Origin of the sequence: Gluconacetobacter aggeris (assembly GCF_014174395.1) — a bacterium.
Lineage (GTDB): Bacteria > Pseudomonadota > Alphaproteobacteria > Acetobacterales > Acetobacteraceae > Gluconacetobacter > Gluconacetobacter aggeris.
Genome location: NZ_JABEQD010000005.1, coordinates 196,327 through 219,500, shown reverse-complemented (window position 1 = coordinate 219,500; position 23,174 = coordinate 196,327). Strand labels below are relative to the sequence as shown.

General features: G+C 66.7%; 22 protein-coding genes. 8 read left to right on the top strand and 14 right to left on the bottom strand.

From position 1 onward, the window contains the following. The first annotated feature begins 29 nt into the window (after positions 1-29). The 3 genes from HLH36_RS09930 to HLH36_RS09920 are packed head-to-tail and all read left to right on the top strand — an operon-like array spanning position 30 to position 3,046. Complete coding sequence (locus HLH36_RS09930; RefSeq protein WP_246376664.1) at positions 30-2,036, top strand: lytic transglycosylase domain-containing protein; 2,007 nt, start codon at positions 30-32, stop codon at positions 2,034-2,036. Beyond that, complete coding sequence (locus tag HLH36_RS09925; RefSeq protein ID WP_182986219.1) at positions 2,033-2,512, top strand: phosphatidylglycerophosphatase A family protein; 480 nt, start codon at positions 2,033-2,035, stop codon at positions 2,510-2,512. The genes HLH36_RS09930 and HLH36_RS09925 overlap by 4 nt, the downstream gene beginning before the upstream one ends. Before the next feature lie 27 nt (positions 2,513-2,539). After that, a complete protein-coding gene (locus HLH36_RS09920; protein WP_182986218.1) occupies positions 2,540-3,046 on the top strand; it encodes a CinA family protein in 507 nt (168 codons plus the stop codon). 49 nt (positions 3,047-3,095) lie between these two features. On the opposite strand, the gene HLH36_RS09915 is transcribed toward HLH36_RS09920, so the two are convergent. From HLH36_RS09915 to pdhA, 7 genes are all read right to left on the bottom strand, one after another. Next, positions 3,096-3,440, bottom strand: coding sequence for a hypothetical protein (locus tag HLH36_RS09915; RefSeq protein ID WP_182986275.1), 345 nt, complete (start codon positions 3,438-3,440; stop codon positions 3,096-3,098). Between the two features lie 99 nt (positions 3,441-3,539). After that, on the bottom strand, positions 3,540-4,034 hold the full coding sequence (locus HLH36_RS09910; RefSeq protein WP_182978532.1) for a type II toxin-antitoxin system RatA family toxin: 495 nt from the start codon (positions 4,032-4,034) through the stop codon (positions 3,540-3,542). Beyond that, positions 4,034-5,023 (bottom strand): lipoyl synthase, encoded by a 990-nt coding sequence (lipA, locus tag HLH36_RS09905; RefSeq protein WP_182986217.1) that lies wholly within the window; start codon positions 5,021-5,023, stop codon positions 4,034-4,036. Before lipA ends, HLH36_RS09910 begins: the two co-directional genes overlap by 1 nt. 128 nt (positions 5,024-5,151) lie before the next feature. After that, a complete protein-coding gene (lpdA, locus tag HLH36_RS09900) occupies positions 5,152-6,561 on the bottom strand; it encodes a dihydrolipoyl dehydrogenase (protein ID WP_182986216.1) in 1,410 nt (469 codons plus the stop codon). Between the two features lie 101 nt (positions 6,562-6,662). After that, positions 6,663-7,931, bottom strand: coding sequence for a pyruvate dehydrogenase complex dihydrolipoamide acetyltransferase (locus tag HLH36_RS09895; RefSeq protein WP_182986215.1), 1,269 nt, complete (start codon positions 7,929-7,931; stop codon positions 6,663-6,665). A gap of 12 nt (positions 7,932-7,943) precedes the next feature. Next, on the bottom strand, positions 7,944-9,287 hold the full coding sequence (locus tag HLH36_RS09890) for a pyruvate dehydrogenase complex E1 component subunit beta (RefSeq protein ID WP_182986214.1): 1,344 nt from the start codon (positions 9,285-9,287) through the stop codon (positions 7,944-7,946). Positions 9,288-9,290: 3 nt separating this feature from the next. Further along, positions 9,291-10,316, bottom strand: a complete 1,026-nt coding sequence (gene pdhA, locus HLH36_RS09885; protein ID WP_182986213.1) for a pyruvate dehydrogenase (acetyl-transferring) E1 component subunit alpha — start codon at positions 10,314-10,316, stop codon at positions 9,291-9,293. Positions 10,317-10,589: 273 nt separating this feature from the next. On the opposite strand from pdhA, the gene HLH36_RS20180 reads away from it, so the two are divergent. After that, positions 10,590-12,008 (top strand): short-chain fatty acyl-CoA regulator family protein, encoded by a 1,419-nt coding sequence (locus tag HLH36_RS20180; RefSeq protein WP_182986212.1) that lies wholly within the window; start codon positions 10,590-10,592, stop codon positions 12,006-12,008. Here HLH36_RS20180 and moaC read toward each other — a convergent pair. The 6 genes from moaC to HLH36_RS09850 form a co-directional block, all read right to left on the bottom strand. Then, positions 11,987-12,508, bottom strand: coding sequence for a cyclic pyranopterin monophosphate synthase MoaC (moaC, locus tag HLH36_RS09875; RefSeq protein WP_182986211.1), 522 nt, complete (start codon positions 12,506-12,508; stop codon positions 11,987-11,989). The two genes, HLH36_RS20180 and moaC, sit on opposite strands and share 22 nt — an antisense overlap. A gap of 3 nt (positions 12,509-12,511) precedes the next feature. Beyond that, complete coding sequence (gene trpC / locus HLH36_RS09870; RefSeq protein WP_182986210.1) at positions 12,512-13,372, bottom strand: indole-3-glycerol phosphate synthase TrpC; 861 nt, start codon at positions 13,370-13,372, stop codon at positions 12,512-12,514. 2 nt (positions 13,373-13,374) lie between these two features. Next, positions 13,375-14,490 (bottom strand): anthranilate phosphoribosyltransferase, encoded by a 1,116-nt coding sequence (gene trpD, locus HLH36_RS09865; RefSeq protein WP_182986209.1) that lies wholly within the window; start codon positions 14,488-14,490, stop codon positions 13,375-13,377. A 6-nt stretch (positions 14,491-14,496) separates the two neighbouring features. Then, complete coding sequence (locus tag HLH36_RS09860) at positions 14,497-15,093, bottom strand: anthranilate synthase component II (RefSeq protein WP_182986208.1); 597 nt, start codon at positions 15,091-15,093, stop codon at positions 14,497-14,499. Positions 15,094-15,237: 144 nt separating this feature from the next. Then, positions 15,238-16,806 carry an anthranilate synthase component I gene (gene trpE / locus HLH36_RS09855; protein ID WP_338030427.1) on the bottom strand — a complete coding sequence of 523 codons (1,569 nt, stop codon included), beginning with the start codon at positions 16,804-16,806 and terminating at the stop codon, positions 15,238-15,240. Then, entirely contained in the window at positions 16,803-18,731 is a 1,929-nt protein-coding gene (locus tag HLH36_RS09850) for a peptidylprolyl isomerase (protein WP_182986207.1), read from the bottom strand. Before HLH36_RS09850 ends, trpE begins: the two co-directional genes overlap by 4 nt. 224 nt (positions 18,732-18,955) lie before the next feature. Between HLH36_RS09850 and tpiA the strand changes: the two genes are divergently transcribed. The 4 genes from tpiA (at position 18,956) to kdsA (ending at position 22,637) form a co-directional block, all read left to right on the top strand. Then, on the top strand, positions 18,956-19,699 hold the full coding sequence (tpiA, locus tag HLH36_RS09845) for a triose-phosphate isomerase (protein ID WP_182986206.1): 744 nt from the start codon (positions 18,956-18,958) through the stop codon (positions 19,697-19,699). Positions 19,700-19,734: 35 nt separating this feature from the next. Beyond that, positions 19,735-20,073: a preprotein translocase subunit SecG gene (secG, locus tag HLH36_RS09840; RefSeq protein WP_182964508.1), complete on the top strand. Its 339-nt coding sequence runs from the start codon at positions 19,735-19,737 to the stop codon at positions 20,071-20,073. Between the two features lie 105 nt (positions 20,074-20,178). Next, positions 20,179-21,810: a CTP synthase gene (locus HLH36_RS09835; RefSeq protein WP_182986205.1), complete on the top strand. Its 1,632-nt coding sequence runs from the start codon at positions 20,179-20,181 to the stop codon at positions 21,808-21,810. After that, entirely contained in the window at positions 21,807-22,637 is an 831-nt protein-coding gene (kdsA, locus tag HLH36_RS09830) for a 3-deoxy-8-phosphooctulonate synthase (RefSeq protein WP_182986204.1), read from the top strand. Before HLH36_RS09835 ends, kdsA begins: the two co-directional genes overlap by 4 nt. A 23-nt stretch (positions 22,638-22,660) precedes the next feature. Here the strand turns inward: kdsA and HLH36_RS09825 are convergent, their stop codons facing one another. After that, positions 22,661-23,134: a DUF3429 domain-containing protein gene (locus tag HLH36_RS09825; RefSeq protein WP_182986203.1), complete on the bottom strand. Its 474-nt coding sequence runs from the start codon at positions 23,132-23,134 to the stop codon at positions 22,661-22,663. Positions 23,135-23,174 lie beyond the last annotated feature (40 nt).

Genomic DNA, 23,174 nt, shown 5'->3' with positions numbered 1-23,174 from the left:
CCGTCGCGCCTGCTGACATGAGGCCCGCCATGCCGCCATTCGCCCTTTCGACTGCCCCGCGTCGCCCGTCGCGCCCCAGGGGACGCACGGTGGGAATGGCGGCGTTGGTAGCCCTTGTGGGCCTGGCGTTCCCCGCTGCCGCCCGCGATATCGCCAGCGACATCGCCGCCGCGCCGACATTGTCTGCGGCCTCGGGAGATGTGGCGGCGCGGGTCGAGACCTATCTGCGGCTGCTTTCCCCCGAAGGCGGCAGTATCGACGAATATCTGGCCTTCCTCGACCGGCAGCCGTCCTGGCCGCGCCGTCCGGTCATGCTGGCGCGCGTCCAGGCGCTGATGGTCCAGGCACCGGCGAATGACAGCGGGCTGGCCCGGGCCTGCACCACGCTTTCGCTGACGTCCGCCCCCGCCCTGTTGGCCTGTGCCCGCCTGCCCGCTCCGCCGCCCGGCCTGGCGGACCGTGCCCGGCAGGCCTGGGTCGCGGGGATAGACCGCGCCGCCGATGAAGAACCCTTCCTCGCGGTCTTCGGTGCCGCCCTGACGGCAGACGACCAGTGGCGGCGGTTCAACCGCCAGGAACTGGACGGCCATACGGACGCCGCCCGCAGGCAGGCCGGGCGGTTGCCGTCCCCGCGCCGGGCCCTGGCACTCGCCCGGCTGGCCCTGCGGACGGCGCGGCCGGATTCCGGACCGGGTGCCGAAGCGTCCGCGCTGGCGACGGTTCCGCCCGCCCTGGCCGATGATCCGGTGCTGGTGCTGGACCGGCTGCGCTGGCTGCGGCGGACCGGACAGGTTGACGAAGCCGCGTCACTCTGGCCGCGATCGGGCCTCGCGGCCGAACGGCGCCTGCCTCTGCCCGCCTTCTGGAGCGAGCGGGACACGCTGGCCCACGACATGCTCCTGGCCGGCCGGGACCAGGAGGCGCTCGCCCTGGCGGTCCCGACCGACGACATGAGCCCGGCCGCCCGCAATGATGCCGATTTCCTGGCCGGCTGGATCCTGCTGCGCCGCCTGCATGATCCCAGGCAGGCGGCCGATCGCTTCCGGTCGCTCTGCGCCTCCCGCTCGCTGATCACGCGCAGCCGTGGCCTGTACTGGACCGGCCGCGCGCTGGAGGAAGCCGGCGACAATCCGGGCGCCCGCAGGGAATGGGAACAGGCCGCCGCCATGCCCGGAACCTTCTACGGCCAGATGGCGCTGTCGCGGCTGGACGGAGACGCGGCCAGCCCCCTGCTGTTTCCCGAACGGTCCGGCGCGCTGGTCCGCGCCCGGCTGGGCAGCGTGCCCATGCCGGTCTGGAGCAACGAGGACATGAGCCGCTTCGAAGCCAGCGACCTGGTCCAGGCGGCCCGCCTGCTGGCGGCCCGGGGCGATCTGCCCCATGCGCGTGATTTCGTGCTGTTGCAGGATACGCGTTGGGACAAGGCGGCCGGCCATGCCCTCGCCGCGATGCTCGCCGTGCGGCTGGGCATGCCCGACGTGGCAGTGGCGATCACCCGCCGCGCGGGCCGCGATGGTATCGCCCTGCTGCCGCTGGGCTGGCCCAGGCCGTTCCCGGCCATCGAACAGGGATTGCCCACGGGCTTCGTCATGGCCGTGATCCGGCAGGAAAGCAGCTTCGATCCCGGCATTGTCAGCCCGGCCGGCGCCTATGGCCTGATGCAGCTTCTGCCGGCGGCGGCGCGCGACGTCTCGCGCTGGGCCGGGCTTGCGACCGGCACGCTGACCGGCGCCAGCCTGACCGATCCGGCGCTGAACATGCGAATCGGCACGGCCTATCTGTCACGGCTGATGCGCAAGTTCGACGGGGCGATTCCCTATGTGCTGGCGGCTTACAATGCCGGGCCGCACCGGGCCGACGAATGGCTGGCCTCGGTCGGCGATCCGGCGCATGCCGATCCCACGCCCACGGCGATGCTCGACTGGATCGAGAGCATTCCGTTTGCCGAAACCCGAAGCTATATCCAGCGCGTGGAGGAAAACCTGGCCATTTACCAGGCTCTGGCCTCCGAATCCCGATCGGAGGCGCCCCCATGAATCCTGCCCGCCTTGTCGCCAGTTTCGTCGGCTGCGGTTTTTCTCCCGTTGCCCCCGGAACCGTCGGGTCGCTGGCGGCTCTCGTCTGCGGCCTGCTGTTCCTGCCCCACCCTCTCGTTCTGGGTGTTGCGATCCTGCTGTGCTGTGCCGTCGGATATGCGGCCACGGCACGGGTCAGCGACGGCGAGGACCATCAGTGGATCGTGATCGACGAGGTCGCGGGCATGTGGATCGCCATGTTTCCCCTGGCGTTCGGCCCCATGCAGGTGGACCCGCTCTGGCCCGATCGGCTCGGCATCCTGTGGCTGCTGCTGGCGTTCGCACTGTTCAGGCTGCTCGATATCACCAAGCCCGGCCCCGTCGGCTGGTTCGACCGGCGGCATGACGCAGTGGGCATCATGGGCGACGACATCGTTGCAGGGCTGATCGCGGCGATCATCCTGGCCGGCGCGCGGATGCTGATCCTCCTGGCCTGAACGCATAATGGGGTACCCATGACGTCCATGCTGAACCAACAGATATTGGCCCGCGCGGCCGAGGTGCTGGGGCGGATGCGCGATGCGGGATTGCGCGCCGTCACCGCCGAAAGCTGCACCGGCGGCCTGGTCGCCGCCGCGCTGACCCACCATGCCGGATCATCCGACATGGTCGAGGGCGGGTTCGTCACCTATTCGAACGCGATGAAGACCGCGCTGCTGGGCGTTCCGCCCGCACTGCTGGCCCATCATGGCGCGGTCAGCGCCGAAGTCGCGGCTTCCATGGCACGGGGGGCGCTGGCCCACGCGCCGGACGCCGACCTCGCGGTCGCCATTACCGGCATAGCCGGTCCCGGCGGCGGTTCGGCGGAAAAACCGGTCGGACTGGTCTGGTTCGGTGCCATACGACGCGACGGCGAAGGCAGCACGATATCGCGTCAGTTCGCAGGCGACCGGGAAGCCGTCCGCAGTCAGGCGGTCGCGCAGGCGCTGGACCTGCTGGCCGATCTGACGGACGCCCACATGCACATCTGACTGAAACCATGCACCTGTGGGCTGCCCGGGATGAACGGGATTATCGAGCTTACTGGGGCGAGCTTTCCGGCATCGAGGGGACCGGCGGCATCGGCGGCGCGACGGTGCCGGTCCCGGACGGGACTGTCGCGGTGGGCGCCGACATCATGGGGGGCGACATCATGGGGGCGGCCGGCATGCTGCCCGGCGGAACCGACGCCTCAGGGGCCGGCGGGGTGTCGGCGCGGGCATTGGCAAGGCTCTTGGCATTCAGGTCTTCGGTCGTCGGGGAGCCCATGGCCGCTTCCTGATGGTGGTCTTTATGGTGATGATGATGGTGATGGGGTTCCGCGAGGGCCGGTGTGCCGGCGACCAGGGCCGTGGCGACAATCATCGGACCGAAAGACAATTTCATCACGATCGTTCCTCCAAAGGCTGGAACGCGCCCATATTCGGGCACGCGGCGTCATGACGGCACAGGGCCATCATTCGCCTGACGGAACGCCAACGCTCCTCAGGCGCCTCCGGTTCCGGCCGGCTGCGCATTTGTGGGCTGCGCCAATGTCTTGTCGGTGACGGGGGCCCCATAGATATCGCGCGCGCGCCGGATGAAGGCGGAGACCATCAGCCGGACCGCCTCGTTGAACACCACCCCGATCGCGGCCTGGAGCAGGCGCGAGCGGAATTCGAAATCGACGAAGAAATCGACCTGGCAGCCCCGCGCATCCGGCATGAAGGTCCAGACATTGTTCAGGTACCGAAACGGCCCCTTTTCGTAGCGGACGCGAATGCGTGTCGGGTGCTCCAGGTCCACCCGGCTGGTAAAGGTCTCACGAAACGGGCCGAAGCCGATCGTCAGGTCCGCCACCAGTTCGGTCGCGGTGCGGGTGCGCACGCGGGCTGCGGCGCACCAGGGCAGGAACTGCGGATATTTGCCGACATCGGCCACAAGGTCGAACAATTGCTCCGGCGCGTAGGCAATCAGGCGGCGTTCCGCATGCGTCGGCATCAGGCGCGCTCCGCCCCGCTCCGCGCCGCCGCCAGCTTCGCCTCGCGCGCCGCGCGCAGTTCGGCAAAGTCGGAATCGGCATGGTAGGACGAACGGGTCAGCGGCGAGGCGCTGACCTGCAGGAAGCCCTTGGCCCGCGCCATGGCGGCATAATCGGCGAATTCGTCCGGAGTGACGAAATGCTTCACCGGCGCATGCTTCACCGTCGGCTGCAGATACTGGCCCAGCGTGATGAAATCGACATCCGCCACCCGCAGGTCATCCATCACCTGCAGGATCTCGGGCCGTTCCTCGCCCAGCCCGACCATCAGGCCGGATTTGGTGAAGATCGACGGATCATGGCGCTTCACGTCATCCAGCAGCCGCAAGGACTGATAATAGCGCGCGCCGGGGCGGATGGAGGTGTACAGCCGTGGCACGGTTTCCAGATTGTGGTTGAACACGTCGGGGCGCGCCGCCACGACCACTTCCAGCGACGCAGGCTTGCGCAGGAAATCCGGGGTCAGGATCTCGATCGTGGTGCTGGGCGACGCCGCACGCACCGCGGCGATGACGCGGGCGAAATGCGCGGCCCCGCCATCGGGCAGGTCATCGCGATCGACCGAGGTGATGACGACATGGCGCAGGCCAAGCTTGGCCACGGCCTCGCCCACGCGCTCGGGCTCGCCCTCGTCCAGCGGGTTGGGCATGCCGGTGGTGACATTGCAGAAGGAACAGGCGCGGGTGCAGATCTCGCCCATGATCATCATGGTGGCGTGGCGCTGCGACCAGCATTCGCCGATATTCGGGCAGGCCGCTTCCTCGCACACCGTCACCAGCTTCTGCTCGCGCATCAGGGCACGGGTCTCGTGATAGACGGGGTGGTTCGGCGCCTTGACGCGAATCCACTCCGGCTTGCGGGCGATGGGATTGTCCGGGCGATGCGCCTTCTCGGGATGGCGGAGCAGCGCACCGCCTTTTCTGTGGTCGATCACCAGACGCGTGGACATACGGCAGAACCCATAAAGCAAACGGACAGCCAGAAGTGGAACGTCGCGGGGGGGCGCGTCAAGCGAACATCCCCCCTGCCCGCGCGTCCGCGATCAAAAGCTCAGGAGCGGCCTCCCGGCCTCTCCATTCAGATATGCAATGCCCCGTCATAGGCGGCCAGCACCGCCTCATGCATCGCTTCCGAGATGGTGGGATGCGGGAAGACCGTTTCCTTCAGTTCCGCGTCGGTCAGTTCCGATGTCCGGGCAATGACATAGCCCTGGATCATTTCCGTCACCTCGGCGCCGATCATGTGCGCGCCCAGCAGTTCGCCGGTTTCGGCATCGAACACCGTCTTGACCAGCCCTTCGGGCTCGCCCATCGCAATGGCCTTGCCATTGCCGATGAAGGGGAAGCGGCCGACACGCACCTTGCGCCCGGCTTCCTTCGCGCGGGCCTCGGTCAGCCCGACCGAGGCGATCTGCGGGCGGCAATAGGTGCAGCCGGGAATGTTCAGCGGGTCGATCGGGTGGACATGCTTCCCGGCGATCGCCTCGACGCACATCACGCCCTCGTGGCTGGCCTTGTGCGCCAGCCAGGGCGGCCCGGCCAGATCGCCGATGGCGTAGACGCCCGGCTCGCCGGTAAAGCACTGCGCATCGACCTTCACATGCGTCCGGTCGACGGTGACGGCGGTGCCTTCCAGGCCCAGCTTCTCGACATTGCCGACAATGCCCACGGCCGAGATCACGCGATCGACGGTGATGGCATGCGTCTTGCCCCCGGCTTCGACCGACAGGCTGACATTGTCGGCGCCCCTGGTGATGGGCCCGAGCTTCGCACCCGTCAGGATGGTCATGCCCTGCTTGACGAACGCCTTGTGCGCCAGGGCGCTGATTTCCTCGTCCTCGACCGGCAGGATACGGTCCAGCACTTCGACGACCGTCACCTCGGCGCCCATGTTGCGGTAGAACGAGGCGAATTCGATGCCGATCGCGCCCGAGCCGATCACCAGCAGCGATTTGGGCATTTCGGTCGGCACCATCGCCTCGCGATAGGACCAGATCAGCTTGCCGTCGGGCTCCAGCCCCGGTAGCACCCGGGCACGCGCACCGGTCGCCAGGATGACGTTCTTCGCACTCAGCGTCGCAACCGGCTTGCCGTCCTTGGTAACGGACAGCAGGCGGCGACTGCCATCCTTGCCCGCCAGCGCCCCGAATCCGTCGAAGACCGCAATCTTGTTCTTCTTCAGCAGGTGCCCGACGCCGGAGGAAAGCTGCCCGGCAACCTGGCGCGAGCGCTTGACCACCTTTTGCAGGTCAAAACGCACATTGTCGGCCGCGAAGCCGAAATCGCCCAGATGATGCAGCAGGTGATTGATCTCGGACGCGCGCAGCAGCGCCTTGGTCGGGATGCAGCCCCAGTTGAGGCAGATGCCGCCCAGATGATTGGCCTCGACCAACGCAGTCCTGAGCCCAAGCTGCGCGGCCCGGATCGCGGCGACATACCCGCCGGGGCCGCCGCCGACGACGACGAGATCGAATTCTGTCTTGTTCATTGATGTACGTTCCCGGAGCAGGTGGCGGCCGGACAGGCGCCGGCCGCAAGGATGCCGGTTCAGAAAAGGTCCGTGGCCCGGACGAACCGGGCCACTTCGGTTCAGACCACGAGGCTGAGCGGCGATTCGACCACCGCGCGGAAGGCAGCCACCCATTCGGCCGCCAGCGCGCCGTCGACCACGCGATGATCGACCGACAGCGTCACCGTCATGACGGTGGCGATCGCAATGGCATCCCCCTTCACCACCGCCCGCTTCTCGCCCGCCGCGATGGCCAGGATGGCGGCCTGCGGCGGGTTGATGATGGCCGAGAACGCCTTGACCCCGTACATGCCCATGTTCGAGATCGAGAACGAGCCGCCCTGGAATTCGTGCGGCTTCAGCTTGCCGGCGCGGGCGCGGGCGATCAGCTCCTTCGCCTCGTTGCTGATCTGGCTCAGCGACTTGCGGTCGGCATTGCGGATGATCGGCGTGATCAGCCCGTCGGGAACCGACACCGCGACCGAGATATCGACATCGTCATACAGGATGGTCGCATCCTCGGTGTAGGACGCATTGACCTTCGGCACCCGCCGCAGCGTGACGGCGACGGCCTTGATCAGCAGATCGTTGACCGACAGCTTGAACGCCCCCGGCCCTTCGGCCGGCGAGGACGCATTGAGCTGCGCACGCAGGGCCAGCAGCGCATCCAGTTCCACGTCCATCGCGACGTAGAAATGTGGAATGGTCGATTTCGCCTCGGTCAGCCGGCGCGCGATGACCTTGCGCACCGAAGAATTCGGCACGAGCGTATGCGGCACGTCGATCGCCACCGCCGGCGTAGGTTGCGGCGCCGCCTTGGGCGCGGCGGGCGCGGCAGCCGGCGCGCCCAAGGCCGCTTCGATGTCGCGGCGCACGATGCGCCCATTCGGCCCGCTACCCATCACCTGGGCCAGGTCGATACCCTTCTGGGCCGCGATGCGCCGGGCGAGCGGCGAGGCAAAGACCCGCCCAGCCTTCGGCGCAACCTCGGCGACCGGGGCTGGTGCGGCGACCGGCGCGGCAGGCGTCGCAACCGGCGTCGCCACAGGGGCGGCCGGGGCCGCCTCAGGCGCGGCGGCAGCCGGCGCCGCATCGGGTACCGCCTCGCCTTCCGCCACCAGAATGGCGATCGGTGCATTCACCTTCACGCCTTCGGTGCCGGCCGCAACCAGGATGCGCCCCAGCGTGCCTTCATCGACGGCCTCGACCTCCATCGTCGCCTTGTCGGTCTCGATCTCGGCGATCACGTCGCCGGAGGCGATGGCCTCGCCTTCCTTTTTCAGCCAGCGGGCCAGCTTGCCCTCGGTCATGGTCGGCGACAAAGCCGGCATCAGGATGTTCACGGACATGGCGCGTGCTCCTCAGACCAGCTTGCGGACCGCATCCACCACCCAGGTCGGGTTCGGGAGGGCCAGCTTTTCCAGATTGGCGGCGAAGGGCATCGGCACGTCGGCGCCGGCAACCCGCGCCGGCGGGGCGTCGAGATAGTCGAACGCATGTTCGATGACCTGCATCGCCACCTCCGCGCCGATACCGGCAAAGGGCCAGCCCTCCTCGACGCAGACCAGACGGCTGGTCTTCTTCACGCTGGCGACGATCGTCTCCGTATCCAGCGGACGGATGGTCCGCAGATTGATCACCTCGGCCGAAATCCCCTGCTCGGCCAGGATCGCGGCGGCTTCCAGCGCCGTGCCGACCATGATCGAGAAGGCGACGATGGTTACGTCCGCCCCCTCGCGCTCGATCTTCGCGCGGCCGATCGGCAGGATGAACTCGTCATCGACCGGGCACGGAAACTTCTGGCCGTACAGGATCTCGTTTTCCAGCACGATCACCGGGTTCGGATCGCGGATCGCCGCCCGCAGCAGCCCCTTGGCATCGGCCGAGGACCAGGGCGCCACCACCTTCAGGCCAGGCACATGGCCATACCAGCTCGCATAGCATTGCGAATGCTGGGCCCCCACGCGGGCGGCCGCACCGTTCGGGCCACGGAAGACGATCGGGCAGGAAATCTGGCCGCCCGACATATAGCGCGTCTTGGCCGCCGAATTGATGATGTGGTCGATCGCCTGCATCGCGAAATTCATGGTCATGAATTCCACGATCGGCTTCAGCCCCGTCAGCGCGGCACCGACGGCCATGCCGGTGAAGCCATGTTCGGTGATCGGCGTGTCGATCACGCGCTTCTCGCCGAATTCGTCCAGCAGGCCCTGCGAGACCTTGTAGGCCCCCTGGTACTGCGCGACTTCCTCGCCGATCAGGAACACATCGTCATCCCGCCGCAGCTCGGCGGCCATCGCGTCGCGCAGCGCCTCGCGCACCGTGATCTCGACCGTCTCGCCCCACTCCTTGTCGGGCGCGACCGTCGGCGCCGCCGGCGCCGCCTGGGCCGGAACTGCCGGTGCGGTCTGCGCCGCGGCCGGTGCAGCCGCTTTTGGCGCCGCCGCCGGCGCGGCATCCGCGCCTTCCGATTGCAGGTTCGCGATCGGCGTGTTCACCGCCACATGCTCGGTGCCTTCGGGCACCAGGATGTCGGCCAGCGTGCCTTCATCGACGGCCTCGACTTCCATGGTCGCCTTGTCGGTCTCGATCTCGGCAATCACGTCGCCGGCGGCGATATGGTCGCCAGGCGTCTTCAGCCAGCGGGCCAGCTTGCCTTCGGTCATGGTCGGCGACAAAGCGGGCATCAGGATCTGGGTGGTCATCGTTCAGCCCTCCACCAGCACGTCGGTCCACAGTTCCGACGGATCCGGTTCCGGGCTGCTCTGCGCAAAATCGGCTGCATCCGCCACAATCGCCTTCACCTTGTCCTCAAGTGCTTTCAGTTCCGCCTCCTCGACACCGAGCGTCAGCAGTTCACGACGCACCCGGTCGATCGGGTCATGGTTCTTGCGCATCTCGTCCACTTCGCTGCGCGGACGATATTTCGCGGGGTCGGACATGGAATGGCCGCGATAGCGATAGGTCGCCATTTCCAGCAGGAACGGCCCCTTGCCCTCACGGCAATATTCCACGGCCTCGCGCGCGGCCTGACGCACGGCCTCGACATCCATGCCGTCGACCTTGCGCCCCGGAATCCCCCAGGGCTCGCCATTGCGCCACAGTTCCTTGGACGCCGAGGCGCGCTCGACGCTGGTGCCCATGCCGTAATGATTGTTCTCGATCACGAACACGCAGGGCAGCTTGTGCAGGGCCGCCAGGTTGAAGCTCTCATAGACTTGGCCCTGGTTGGACGCCCCCTCGCCGAAATAGGCGATCGAGACTTCGTCCGTGCCGCGATATTTGTTCGCGAAGGCCAGACCGATTCCCAGCGCCACCTGGGCACCGACGATCCCGTGGCCGCCATAGAAATTCTTCTCGCGCGAGAACATGTGCATCGACCCGCCCTTGCCGCGGGAATAGCCGCCCTCGCGCCCCGTCAGTTCGGCCATGACGCCGCGCGGGTCCATGCCGGCGGCCAGCATCTGCCCATGGTCGCGATAGGACGTGATCAGCTTGTCGCCCTGCCTCAGTTCCATCTGAACACCGACGACCACGGCTTCCTGGCCGATATACAGGTGGCAGAAGCCGCCGATCAGGCCCATGCCATACAACTGGCCCGCACGCTCCTCGAACCGGCGGATCAGCACCATGTCGTAAAAAGCGTGCTTCAGCTCGTCCGTGGTGAAGATCGCATTGTTCCGGTCGGGATTGGAGACGCCCGCGCCAGTGCCGGACGGTTTCTTATCGCCCATGGTTTCTCTCCCTTTTTCGCGCACCGCGGCGCCAGCGAGGGATGGTTGTCCCGCCCTCTGGCGCTCCGGTCTGGTGATGTTCACTCAATTTGCCGTGTTTACGGATCGGGGATGCAGATTTTCCCGATAGGCCGACATGCGACGGCGATGGCGGAATCCGACGGCAGATTTACGATATTCGCTGCCTTTTTACCGTGCGGAGACCCGTCCTCAAAGGCGGAAAGAGGTGTAAGGTCGGAAACAAACCGGACGCGTATGGTAAACGGAGTGAACGTGAGCGACACCAGCGGTCGAAAGATGTTTTGCGGCAACCGCGTGCGTGCATTGCGGATCGCGAATGCGATCTCGCAGAGGATGATGGCCCAACGCCTGGCCATTTCCGCGAGTTACCTCAATCAGATCGAAAACAACGCCAAGCCGGTCCCGACGCGATTGCTGGTGACGCTGTGCGACATGTTCTCCGTCGCCCCGAGCTATTTCGGCGATGACGGCGAGATCCGGATGCTCCGCCTTCTGCGGGAGGCATCCAGCGACCCGATGTTCCGCTCCTCGCTACCGGAACGCGAGATCCATGGCGCCATCAGGGACAATCCCGCCTTCGTGAAGATGTTTCTGGAACTCTATCGTTCGGTCAGGACCATGCACGAGCAGGGGAGCGAGACCCAGCCGGACAAACGGACGGAAGCCGAGCGTGCCTCCGCATGGTCCAAACTCTCGTCGGCCTACGAGATCGTCGGCGACTGGGTGCAGGCGGAACGGAACTATTTCGACACGCTCGACCGCACGGCCGAACAATTGTACGAAACCGGGCGGCTGGACACGGATACGATCGGAACCGGACTGGAGCGCCACCTGCGTGACCGCTTCGGCGTCACGGTCTCCACCACGCCGGCCGAACCCACCGTCGCCAACAGCAGCCCATGCCATTTCGACAGCACTGAAAAAACCGCCCGCTTCGTGCCCGGCCTGCCCGGCCCCACCCGGACATTCTGCATGGCGCGGCTGGTCGCCCAACTGGGATATTCCACGCTGATCGACGAGGCCGCACGCCACCCGCTCCTGTCGGACGAGAACACGCGCTCGATCGCCCGCGCGGCCATGGCCAATTACTTCGCGGGCGGACTTATCATGCCGTACGAGTTGTTCGCCGCAAAAGCCAAGGCCTTCAAACACGATCTCGATCGCCTGCAAACGACCTTCTCGGCCAGTTTCGAGCAGGTATGCCAGCGGCTCTCATCCCTCCAGCGTCCGGGCGCGGAGGGCGTTCCATTCTATTTCATCAAGGCGGATGTGGCGGGCAACGTGCTGAAAAGCTACAGCGCCAACCGCTTCAGCCGCGCCCGCTTCGGGGCACTGTGCCCACGCTGGAACGTCTTCGAAAGTTTCTCGGCGGCAGGAAAGCTGATCATCCAGATTTCGCAGGACACTGAAGGCGGCCTCTTCATCAGCGTGGCGCGGGCTGTCGTCTCCCACCCTCAGTCGTTCTTCGACCGCCAGCCGAAACGCGCGATCGTGCTGGGCTGCTCCGTCGCCCATGCGGACGAGGTCGTCTATTCGTCGATGCTGAACCTGCACGATCCGCGCACATTCATCTCGATCGGCCCTGGCTGCCGGTCATGCGTCCGCGCCGATTGCGAGCATCGTGCGATGCCGCAGAGCGGTTTCTTCTTTCAGCCTGCGGCAGGCGCCTGACCCGGCCTCTCCACTTCCGCGCGCTGATAGAGCCCCGAGCGTCCACCGGATTTCGTGATCAGGCGGATATGCTCGATCGTCAGGTCGCGGTCGACAGCCTTGCACATATCGTAAAGGGTCAGGGCGCAGACGCTGACCGCCGTCAGGGCCTCCATTTCCACCCCTGTCTGCGCGGCCGTCCCGACATTGGCCTCGATCTCGATCCCCCTTCCATCCTCGGTCGGGGTCAGTTCCACGCGCACGGAACTCAGGGCCAGCGGATGGCAAAGGGGAATCAGATCCGACGTCTTCTTGGCCGCCATGATGCCCGCGATACGCGCGACAGCCAGAACATCGCCCTTCTTCATGCCGCCCGACAGGATCAGATCCAGCGTTTCCCGCCGCATGGTGACCAGCCCGCGTGCGACCGCCTGCCGCACCGTTACCGCCTTGTCGGCCACATCCACCATCACGGCGTGACCATTTGCATCCAGATGGGTCAGGCCGCCCTGAATCGGCATGGTTCAGGCGCCGCCCAGCAGAATGCGGGCCGCCTCACCCGGCGACGGGTGACGCAGCAGGCTTTCGCCGACCAGAAAACCACTGGCCCCGATATCGTTGAGTCGGACGACATCCTCATGCGTGCCGATCCCGCTTTCCGAAACCACGATCCGGTCCGGCGGAACCAGCGGCGCAAGCTGAAGCGTCGTCTCAAGATCCGTCTTCAATGTCTTGAGATTTCGGTTATTGATCCCGATCAGCGACGTATCCAGCGCCAGCGCCCGGTTCAGCTCGGCTTCGTCATGCACCTCGACCAGCACGTCCATGTCCAGCCCGCGCGCGATATCCAGCAATTCCGCCGCCTCGCTGTCGGTCAGGGCCGCCAGGATCAGCAGGATGCAATCCGCACCGATAATGCGGCTTTCATGCACCTGCCACGGATCGAGGATGAAATCCTTGCGCAGGATCGGCAGCGCACAGGCATCGCGCGCCCGCTGCAGGTCCTCCGCACAGCCATGAAAGCATGATCCCTCGGTCAGGACCGAGATGCAGGCAGCACCCGCCTTCTCATATTCGGCCGCGATGCCGGCGGGATCATAGTCGGGACGCAGGATGCCGGCCGAGGGCGAGGCCTTCTTGATTTCCGCGATCAGCCCGATCTGGCGGTCCGCCGTCCGCTGCTTCAGCGCCTGGCCGAAACCGCGGGTCGGTGTGGTGACCTCACGGGCCCGGGCCGTAATCTCTTTCAGAGGGGTGACGGTCGCCCGCTGCGCGACATCGACCCTGGTCCGGGCGCAGATGCGCGCAAGGACATCCGGAAGCCCATCCGGGTCCGAGGCGGTGCCGCACTCGTTCTGAGCGGGATTCGTCGCGGTATCGTTCATGATCAACCCTGTATGAATTCGTCCCGCGCGGACGGCCGGCCGCCGCGCGCGGATTTCAAAACAGCCAGTGCAGATCCGTCATCCAGAACACGGGCCGCGTCAGCGACCAATGCCCGCAGCGATGCGGGCTGCACGTTTCCTTCTTTCAGAATGTCTGCACGGCCGGCGACATGCAGCGCCGCCGCCGCGTTCAGCAGAACGGTGTCCCGATAGGCCCCGTGGGCCCCGGCCAGCAAAGCCTCCAGGGCGGCCGCGTTTTCCATCGGCCCTCCACCGGTAATCGCCGAAATCGGCGCCGGCTTCAGGCCGGCATCGGCGGGTTCCAGCGTGAAATCATACAGAACCCCGTCCTGCAACGCCACGATCGCGGTGGGGCCTGCCAGCGTCAGTTCGTCCACGCCCTGGCCCACGCCGCATGTTCCATGGACGGCCCATACGCGCTCCGACCCCAGAAGCTGCAAGGTCTCGACGACCGGGCGCAGCCACGACCGATCGAACACCCCCACCAGTTGGCGCGTAACACCCGCCGGATTGCTCAGGGGACCGATCAGGTTGAACAGCGTCCGTACCCCCAGCGCCGTGCGCGCGGGCGCGGCATAGCGCATGGCCGGATGGTGCGACGGCGCCGCCATGAAGGCCAGGCCGTTATCGTTCAGCCGCGCGGCGATCACGGCCGGATCGTCCGACAACAGAACGCCCAGCGCGCCCAGCACGTCGGTCGCGCCCGACCGTGACGACAGGGCCTTGTTGCCGTGCTTGGCCACCGGCACACCCAGCGCTGCCAGCACGAAGGCGACGGCGGTGGAGATATTCAGCGTGCCCAGCCCGTCGCCGCCGGTTCCGCAGACATCGATCGTGCCCGCCGGCACCGGGGCCACCCGCCGCATGCGCGCACGCACGGCGCGCACCGCCCCCAGCAGTTCGGCGCGCTGTTCTCCCCGCACCCGCAGCGCCATCAGGAATGCCGCGATCAGCATGTCGGGCACGCCGCCATCCATGATCAGGCCGAAAGCCTGTTCGGCGTCGGCCTCGTTCAGGGTCTCGCCGCGCGCCAGTCGGCTCAGGAGGGCCCGAAAGGCGTCGGCTGGGGCGACAGGCAGGGACGGCGTGCCATCCATCTTCAGTCAGGCCGCCTTTCGCGGCGTATTGAGCCCGCGCGCGATCGCCAGGAAATTGGCCAGGATGGCGTGCCCGTGCTCCGACGCGATGCTCTCCGGATGAAACTGGACCCCGAATACCGGCAGGCTACGGTGGCGCAGCCCCATGATGACGCCGTCCTCGGTGTGCGCAACGGGCACAAGCTCGGGCGGAAGGGTAGCGGGATCGACCGTCAAGCTGTGATAGCGGGTTGCCTGGAAGGGGCTGGGCAACCCCTCGAACACGCCGCTGCCATCATGAAAGACCGGGCTGACCTTGCCATGCATGGGAACGGGCGCCCGGACCACGGTACCGCCGAACACCTGCCCGATGGCCTGGTGGCCCAGGCAGACCCCGAAAATGGGCACATGCCCGGCCGCGCGGCGGATCAGGTCGCAGCAGATCCCGGCCTCGTTGGGCGAACAGGGGCCCGGCGACAGCACGATCGCCTCGGGTTTCAGCGCCATCGCCTCATCGACCGTCAGCGCATCGTTGCGGCGTACGTCGCTTTCCTCCCCCAGATCGCCCAGGTAATGGACGAGATTGAAGGTGAAACTGTCGTAATTATCGATCAGCAGGATCATGGCGACATGATGGCCTTCTGTTCCAGTCCGGTCAAACAACAGTTCAAAATTTCGTCGAAATAATACATATCGTGTTAAAATGGGTTGTTTGTTACGAAAACAAGGGCGGAGCGTGTAATTTTATGACCGAGCTGGATGAGGCGGTCAGTCCACGTTGCCGCCGCGCGCGAACCGTACCGCCGCCTCGGCCGCGCGGAACAGGGCGCGGGCCTTGTGCTGCGTTTCCTCGTACTCCGCATCGGGCACACTGTCGGCCACTACGCCGCAGCCGGCCTGCACATGCATCTGCCCGTCCTTGACCACGGCCATCCGCAGGCCGATGCAGGTATCCATCTCGCCATTCGCGCCGAAATAGCCGATGCACCCGGCATAGGTCGCGCGCCGGGTCGGTTCGACCTCGTCGATGATCTCCATTGCCCGGATCTTCGGCGCCCCGGTCAGCGTGCCGGCCGGGAACCCCGCGACCAGCGCATCCAGCGCCTCCAGCCCCGGCCGCAATTCGCCCTCGACATTCGACGAGATATGCATGACGTGGCTGAACCGCTCGATCACGAATTTCTCCGTGACCTTGACGCTGCCGATCGCGCAGACCCGCCCGACATCGTTGCGACCCAGGTCGATCAGCATCAGATGCTCGGCCAGTTCCTTCGGGTCGGCCAGCAGGTCCCGCTCCAGTGCCAGATCCTCTTCCGCCGTGCGGCCCCGCGGCCGGGTGCCGGCCAGGGGGCGCACCGTCATCCGCCCATCGCGCAGGCGCACCAGGATCTCGGGCGAGGAACCGACGAGGGTAAACCCGTCGAACGCCAGATGGAACAGGAACGGCGCCGGATTGATGCGGCGCAGGGACCGGTACAGTGCCAGCGGCGGCAGGGTGAAGGGGGTCGAGAAACGCTGGCTGGGCACGACCTGGAAGGCATCGCCGGCGGCGATATATTCCTGGATGCGCCGAACCATGTCGCAGAACGCCTCGCGCGTGAAGTTCGAACGCGGAGGCTCCAGCGGGCCGGTATAGTCCGGCCGGATCTCGTGCAGCGCCAATGGTTCCGACAGGGTGCGCCGCGCCAGCGCGATCAGGTCTTCCGCCGCCTGCCACACCTGCTCGGGCGCACGATCCGGGCTCGGCCGCACCGGCGCGGCCAGGATCAGCTCGTCCCGCACGGTGTCGAAGATGGCGAACAGGCCGGGACGGATCATCACCCCCTCGGGCAGGTCGAGATCGTCGGGTGGCGTATTCGGCAGATGCTCCATCTGCCGCACCATGTCGTATCCCAGATAGCCGAACAGGCCGGCCGTCATCGGCGGCAGCCCCGCCGGCAGGACCATCCGGCTGCCCCGGATGATCGCGCGCAGCGAATCGAGCGGCGCCTCCGCCACCGGGGCAAAGCGTTCCGGGTCGGCAGCCGGCGCGGTGTTGATCGCCGCCTTCCCGTCATGGCAGCGCCAGACCAGGTCCGGCAGCAGGCCGATGACCGAATAGCGGCCGCGCGCCACCCCGCCCTCGACGCTTTCCAGCAGAAAGGCATTGCGGGCCTGGCTGGCATCCGTGGCGCCGGCCAGGCGCGACAGACGCATATAGGCGGCGACCGGCGTCAGCAGGTCGGCGGCCTCCACGCTCCAGACCACACTGCCCTCTCCCTGTCGCAGGGCGGACAGAGCCGCGTCGCGTTCCGCAAGGGTCGGCGCGGCGGGAATGGTCTGAATGATGGTCGTCACGGGCTGGTGTCTCCGGCGCCGCCCGTCCCGGTGACCGAGGACAGGGCTGATTTCAGGGCGCTCATATTGGTCTTGGGCTTGACCACCTGCTGAAGGGCTGCGGCGTAGGACATCCCGATATCGTCCGCCAGAGCCTGCGACAGGCCGCTGCGGATGCGGCCGACCTGCATCGCCTGCGTGGCGGGATCGGGATGCGTGATCGCGGTCAGCGTCGCGACATAGAAACCGTCCGCGCCATCCAGCATGGCCGTCTGCCCGGCCTTGTCGAAGCGGAAGATCAGGCGCGCCAGTTCGTCGGGCACGCCGTCCACCGCCCGCCCGCGCGCCAGTGGCGCCGGATGCTCGACCTGCTGGCCCCCGGCGGCAGCCGAGACGCCGCCATGCGCCTTGGCGGCCAGATACAGCGCGGTGGCCGCGACGTTGGCCGCATGGCGGCGTGCCTCGTCATTCCACGCGGCGCGCACCTGGGCGGATGCCGCATCGAAGGGCTGAAGCTGGGCGGGCGTAATGCTGTCGACCGCAACCGCGAACCAGCCATTCTCCGGCCCCTGGACCAGCGTCGGGTTCGCCCCCTTCGCCGCGCTGAAGATCTTCTCGACGATGGCCTGGCGCAGGGCGGGAGATGCCGGGATCGGCGCCGTCTCACCCCCCTGGGTCATGCCCCGCGCGTCCAGCGTGCCGGCGATGGCCGCCGCCCCCAGATTGTCGGGAATATGGTCCAGCCCGCCACCGGCAATCGCGTCCTGCAGCTTCTGCACGCGCTGGCCGATCAGTTCCGCAGCCTGGCCGCGCGCCACCTGCTCGCGCAACTCCTGCCGCGCCGTCGCGAAATCGGTATCGTGCGGCGGCGTGATCAGCGTGACCTTGAACACGACCCAGCCGGTATCGACCTGCGCCGGCCCCTGAAGGTCGGACAGCGTCGCACCGAAGACCAGCTTCGCCAGACCCGCCGAGGGAATCCCCGCCTGGCGGACATTGTCCATCTGCACCGTGGCGGAATCCTTGGCATCGGCCTGGATGCGGCCCCAATCGGCACCCGCCTTCCATTGGTCGGCGATCGCCTGCGCACGGGCCTGGCTCGGCGCGGTCACGATCTGCACGCTGCGGGTCTCGGGCACGTGGTATTTCGACGCCTCGGCCTCATACAGCCGCTTCAGCTCGGCATCGGGGATCTCGACCGACTGGGCCACGCTGTCGGGCGACAGCACGACCACCCGCGCATGGCGGTATTCGGGCGTCTGAAACAGCCAGGGATGATTGTCGTAGAAACGGTGCAGCTGCGCCGCATCGGACTCCGGCGCCGCCTGGACAGTCAGCGGAAAGCGGACCAGGTCGATGGTCCGGGTCTGCGCATCGAAATCGAACGCCTGGCGGACCATGACTTCCGGCGCGCGGGCACCGTTCTGGATCGGTTCGATCAGCGCGCGCACCGCCAGGTCGGCCCGGATCAGCTCCAGCAGGCGCGCCTCGGTCATGCCGATCTGCTGCAGGCGCGAATCGAACAGCTTACGGTCGAATCGCCCGTCCGGCCCCTTGAAGGCCGGCAGTCCGAACACTTCCTCGCGCAGCGCATCGTCCGGAACGGTCACGCCCAGACGGTCGGCCGACAGCGTGATTTCGGATTGCATCATCAGGCGCTGCAGCACCTGTTCAGCCGCCTGGCGCCGCGTCGCGACCGGTAGCTGGGACGGATCGCCCACGCCAGCCTGGCGGGCGACCTGCTGCAATTCATTCTGCACTGCCGAAAGGAAATCGTTGGTGGTGACGGTCTGGCTGCCCACCCGCACGATGATGTCGGCGCGCTGGCTGCCGATATTCGACAGGACATCGCCCACCCCCCAGCCGACGAAGGCAAGGAACAGCAGGCCGGCAATGACGCGACCCAGCCAGGAATCGACGAAGACGTGACGCAGGAAGGAAATCATGAACGACAATATCCGGACGAAGGCGGCACAAGCGACTATGGCGGCCGTCCGGCCGCCTTATTCGGCCGGGCACCATAGGGATACACCCCGCGATTGACCAGAACCCTATGCGCGGACACAGCGTTGGCGCGTGGCCATTGTGCTGGTGCGGCACGCATGGTGTACGGTATCGGCAACCGGGCGGCTCGACCGCCCCACGATATAAGATCAAGGGGGCAAGCCATATGAAGCAGATGATCGTCGGCAATTGGAAGATGAACGGGCTGGACGCCCCCTCGCGGGACCTCGTGAGCGCCATCGCCCAGGGTTTGAAGGCCATTGCCAACCCGCCGCCGGTCGTGGTCTGCCCGCCCTTCACCCAGCTTGGAGCCCTTTCCCCCCTGCTGAAGGGCACCGGCATCGCGCTGGGTGCCCAGGATTGCCATCACGCGCCCTCAGGCGCGCATACCGGCGACATCTCGGCCGCCATGCTGGCCGAGTTCGGGGTGGAATATGTCATTCTCGGCCATTCCGAACGGCGGCGCGAGCATGGCGAACTGGATGAGACGGTACGCGAAAAGACCGTGGCCGCGATGGACGCCGGCCTAACGCCGATCGTCTGTATCGGCGAAAGCGCCGACCAGCGGGCCGCCGGCGAATATCAGGATGTCGTCGGCTGGCAGATCAAGGGCTCGCTGCCCGACAATTTCAACGGCATCGTAGCCTACGAGCCGGTCTGGGCCATCGGCTCGGGCGTGCCGGCATCGCCCCAGGACATCGCGGACATGATGGGCTTCATCCGCGCCGAACTGACACGCCAGTTCGGCGAGACGGGAAAGACCACGCGGATTCTCTATGGTGGCTCCGTCAGCGGGCGCGAGGCCCCCACCATCCTGCCGATCGCCGAGGTCGGCGGCGCGCTGGTGGGCGGCGCCAGCCTGAAGGCCGACGCGTTTCTGCCGATTGTCCGCGCCGCCATAGACCTGTAAACGGTCGGTCTGCGCCGCCCTATCGGAAGTCGAGAATGATCACCGTCCTGCTTTTTCTGCATCTGTTCGTCACCCTGGCCCTGATCGGAACGGTCCTGATCCAGCGCAGCGAGGGCGGTGGCCTGGGAATCGGCAGCAGCCAGGGCATGGGCAGCTTCATGTCCGGCCGCGGCACGGCCAACCTGCTGACGCGCACCACGTCGGTCCTGGCCGGCATCTTCATGCTGCTGTCGCTGACCCTGGCGGTGCTGAACCGCGGTGCCTCGACCGGTAGCGGCCACGATATCCTGGCCCAGCCGCCGGCCCCTGCTGCCGCGACATCCGCCCCGGCATTGCCCGCGGCTCCGCCGGCGGCGCCAGCGGCTACGCACTGAACGATCGGCTGCCTTTCCTGTGGGAAGGCAGCCTTTTTTCTATCAGGGCAGAGGCGCCGTTATTCGCTTTGCCCGGCAGGTCGAAACGGTGTAGGGAGGCCATCCATGACGCGGTATGTATTCATCACTGGCGGCGTGGTCTCCTCCCTCGGTAAAGGCATTGCCTCCGCAGCCCTCGCGGCGCTGCTGCAGGCGCGCGGTTACCGGGTCCGGCTACGCAAGCTCGACCCCTATCTCAACGTCGATCCGGGCACCATGAGCCCGTATCAGCACGGCGAAGTCTTCGTGACCGATGACGGCGCGGAGACCGATCTCGACCTCGGGCATTATGAACGCTTTACGGGCGTGCATGCCACACGGGCCGACAACGCCACCACCGGCCAGATCTATTCGGACGTGATCGCGCGCGAACGACGCGGCGATTATCTGGGCGCCACGGTGCAGGTCATCCCCCACATCACGGATGCCATCAAGGAAGCCGTGGTCGCGGGCACCGAAGACCTGGATTTCGTGCTGGTCGAAATCGGCGGCACGGTGGGCGATATCGAAAGCCTGCCCTTCCTCGAAGCCATTCGCCAGTTGCGCAACGATCTGGGCACCGGGCAGACGATGTTCGTCCACCTGACCCTGTTGCCGTGGATTCCCTCGGCCGGCGAACTGAAGACGAAGCCGACCCAGCATTCCGTCAAGGAACTGCAGAATGTCGGCATCCAGCCCCAGATGCTGCTGTGCCGGTCGGACCGGCCGATTCCGGATACCGAACGCCGGAAGATCGCCAATTTCTGCAATGTGCGCCCCCAGGCCGTGATCGCGGCGCTGGATGTCGACACGATCTACGCCTGCCCGATCTCGTACCATGCCGAAGGCATGGACAATGAGGTCCTGCGCCATTTCGGCCTGCCCTTCGACCAGGAGCCCGACCTGTCGCGCTGGCACCGGGCGCTGGACGCGATTCGCCACCCCGAAGGCGAGGTCCGGATCGCGGTCGTCGGTAAATACACGGCCCTGCTGGACGCCTATAAGTCGCTGATCGAGGCCCTTCTGCACGGTGGCATCGCCAACCGGGTGCGGGTCAAGCTGGATTGGGTCGAGGCCGAGACCTTCGAGAAATCGGAAGACGCGCTCGAGGCCCTGCACAACGTCCATGCGATTCTGGTGCCCGGCGGATTCGGCGAGCGCGGCGCGGAAGGCAAGATCCAGGCCGTGCGATTCGCGCGCGAGCACAATATCCCGTTCCTGGGCATCTGCTTCGGCATGCAGATGGCGGTCATCGAGTGCGCCCGCAACCTGGCGGGCCTGCCCGATGCCTCCTCGACCGAGTTCGGCCCGACGGACGAACCGCTGGTCGGCCTGATGACCGAATGGGCCCGTGGCAACGAATTGCTGCGCCGGCGGGAAGGCGGGGAGCTGGGCGGGACGATGCGCCTGGGCGCCTACCCCGCCAAGCTGGCCGACGGGTCGCGGGTGGCCGAGATCTACGGCCAGACCGATATCCGCGAGCGGCATCGCCATCGCTACGAGGTCAATGTCCATTACCGCGAGAAGCTGGAACAAACCGGCATGCGGTTCTCGGGCATGTCGCCCGACGATATCCTGCCGGAAGTGGTCGAATATCCCGACCATCCCTGGTTCATCGGCGTGCAGTACCATCCCGAACTGCTCTCCAAGCCGTTCGATCCGCATCCGCTGTTCTCCGGCTTCGTCGGCGCGGCGGTCAAGAAGATGCGGCTGGTATGACGGCGCCCCGCCCGGTCGCGATCGGGGACCTTGTGGTCGGCAACGACCGGCCCTTCGTCCTGATCGCCGGCCCGTGCCAGATCGAATCCGAAGCCCACGCCATGGAAATGGCCGAGGCGCTGTGGACGATCGCGGGCGAAACCGGAGTCGGCCTGATCTATAAAAGCTCGTTCGACAAGGCGAACCGCACCAGCATCGGTGCGGCACGCGGGGTCGGCATGGCGAAAGGGCTCGAGATCCTGGCCGGCGTGCGCGAGCGATTCGGCGTCCCGGTCCTGACCGACGTGCATGCCGCCGAGCAATGCGCGCCGGTGGCCGAGGCCGTCGACGTGCTGCAGATCCCGGCCTTCCTGTGCCGCCAGACGGACCTCCTGCTGGCGGCGGGCGAGACCGGGGCCGCCATCAACGTCAAGAAGGGGCAGTTCCTGGCGCCGTGGGACATGAAGAATGTCGCGGCCAAGATCGCCTCGACCGGCAACGAGCGGATCATGCTGTGCGAGCGCGGCACCAGCTTCGGCTACAATACGCTGGTCAACGACATGCGCGGCCTGCCGATCATGGCCGAGACCGGCTATCCGGTGGTGTATGACGCCACCCATTCGGTCCAGCAGCCGGGCGGCCTGGGCGGATCATCGGGCGGGCAGCGCGAATACGCCCCCATCCTGGCCCGCGCGGCCCTGGCGATCGGGGTGGCGGCCGTTTTCATCGAAACCCATCAGGACCCGGATCAGGCCCCCAGCGATGGCCCGAACATGATCCCGATCCGGGACATGAAGCCCCTGATCGAGCGCCTGGTACGCTACGACTGCCTGACCAAGGATCTCTGACCCGTGGCCATGGCCTGTCGGGATCAGGCGATGCGTGTCAGCATCGCCAGCCCCAGACAGGCCATGAACACGGACGTGACCCACAGCCGCAGGGCCAGATAGCCCGACGGCAGCTCACCCCTGCGCCACGCCGCCCGCTCCGCCAGGAACAGCCCGAAGAACCCCGCCAGCAGCACGGCCAGCCCGATCGTGACATGGCCGAGGAAGGTCGCGTGGCAGGCCAGCCAGCCGACCGGCAGCGGCAGGGCGCCCCGTACCAGCCGCTGCCTGTCTCCCCGCGCGTCGCGGCGCGCCCCCATGATCAGGGTCGGCCGGTCGAGCGCCAGCCCCCAATGGACCGCACCGCTGAAAGCCAGCAGCAGGGCGGCATATTCCACCAGTCCCATGGTCATGCCCGGCACGGCAGAGGTGGAGAACAGGCTTCCCACCGCGAAGATGATGGCCGGAACGGGGCTGACAATTCCCATCAGAACCGTTGGAAGCGGCAGGCGTTTCATGTTTATCTTCCTCCCGCCCTGCTATTATCGCGCGGCTGGC

Coding starts and splice junctions, on each gene's coding strand:
- secG (WP_182964508.1), top strand. CDS start 19,735: ATGATCACCGTCCTGCTTTTTCTGCATCTGTTCGTCACCCTGGCCCTG.
- HLH36_RS09915 (WP_182986275.1), bottom strand. CDS start 3,440: ATGAAATTGTCTTTCGGTCCGATGATTGTCGCCACGGCCCTGGTCGCC.
- lipA (WP_182986217.1), bottom strand. CDS start 5,023: ATGTCCACGCGTCTGGTGATCGACCACAGAAAAGGCGGTGCGCTGCTC.
- HLH36_RS09930 (WP_246376664.1), top strand. CDS start 30: ATGCCGCCATTCGCCCTTTCGACTGCCCCGCGTCGCCCGTCGCGCCCC.
- tpiA (WP_182986206.1), top strand. CDS start 18,956: ATGAAGCAGATGATCGTCGGCAATTGGAAGATGAACGGGCTGGACGCC.
- trpC (WP_182986210.1), bottom strand. CDS start 13,372: ATGAACGATACCGCGACGAATCCCGCTCAGAACGAGTGCGGCACCGCC.
- lpdA (WP_182986216.1), bottom strand. CDS start 6,561: ATGAACAAGACAGAATTCGATCTCGTCGTCGTCGGCGGCGGCCCCGGC.
- HLH36_RS09835 (WP_182986205.1), top strand. CDS start 20,179: ATGACGCGGTATGTATTCATCACTGGCGGCGTGGTCTCCTCCCTCGGT.
- pdhA (WP_182986213.1), bottom strand. CDS start 10,316: ATGGGCGATAAGAAACCGTCCGGCACTGGCGCGGGCGTCTCCAATCCC.
- trpD (WP_182986209.1), bottom strand. CDS start 14,490: ATGGATGGCACGCCGTCCCTGCCTGTCGCCCCAGCCGACGCCTTTCGG.
- HLH36_RS09890 (WP_182986214.1), bottom strand. CDS start 9,287: ATGACCACCCAGATCCTGATGCCCGCTTTGTCGCCGACCATGACCGAA.
- HLH36_RS09910 (WP_182978532.1), bottom strand. CDS start 4,034: ATGCCGACGCATGCGGAACGCCGCCTGATTGCCTACGCGCCGGAGCAA.
- HLH36_RS09925 (WP_182986219.1), top strand. CDS start 2,033: ATGAATCCTGCCCGCCTTGTCGCCAGTTTCGTCGGCTGCGGTTTTTCT.
- kdsA (WP_182986204.1), top strand. CDS start 21,807: ATGACGGCGCCCCGCCCGGTCGCGATCGGGGACCTTGTGGTCGGCAAC.
- HLH36_RS09920 (WP_182986218.1), top strand. CDS start 2,540: ATGCTGAACCAACAGATATTGGCCCGCGCGGCCGAGGTGCTGGGGCGG.
- HLH36_RS09860 (WP_182986208.1), bottom strand. CDS start 15,093: ATGATCCTGCTGATCGATAATTACGACAGTTTCACCTTCAATCTCGTC.
- HLH36_RS09895 (WP_182986215.1), bottom strand. CDS start 7,931: ATGTCCGTGAACATCCTGATGCCGGCTTTGTCGCCGACCATGACCGAG.
- HLH36_RS09850 (WP_182986207.1), bottom strand. CDS start 18,731: ATGATTTCCTTCCTGCGTCACGTCTTCGTCGATTCCTGGCTGGGTCGC.
- HLH36_RS09825 (WP_182986203.1), bottom strand. CDS start 23,134: ATGAAACGCCTGCCGCTTCCAACGGTTCTGATGGGAATTGTCAGCCCC.
- moaC (WP_182986211.1), bottom strand. CDS start 12,508: ATGCCGATTCAGGGCGGCCTGACCCATCTGGATGCAAATGGTCACGCC.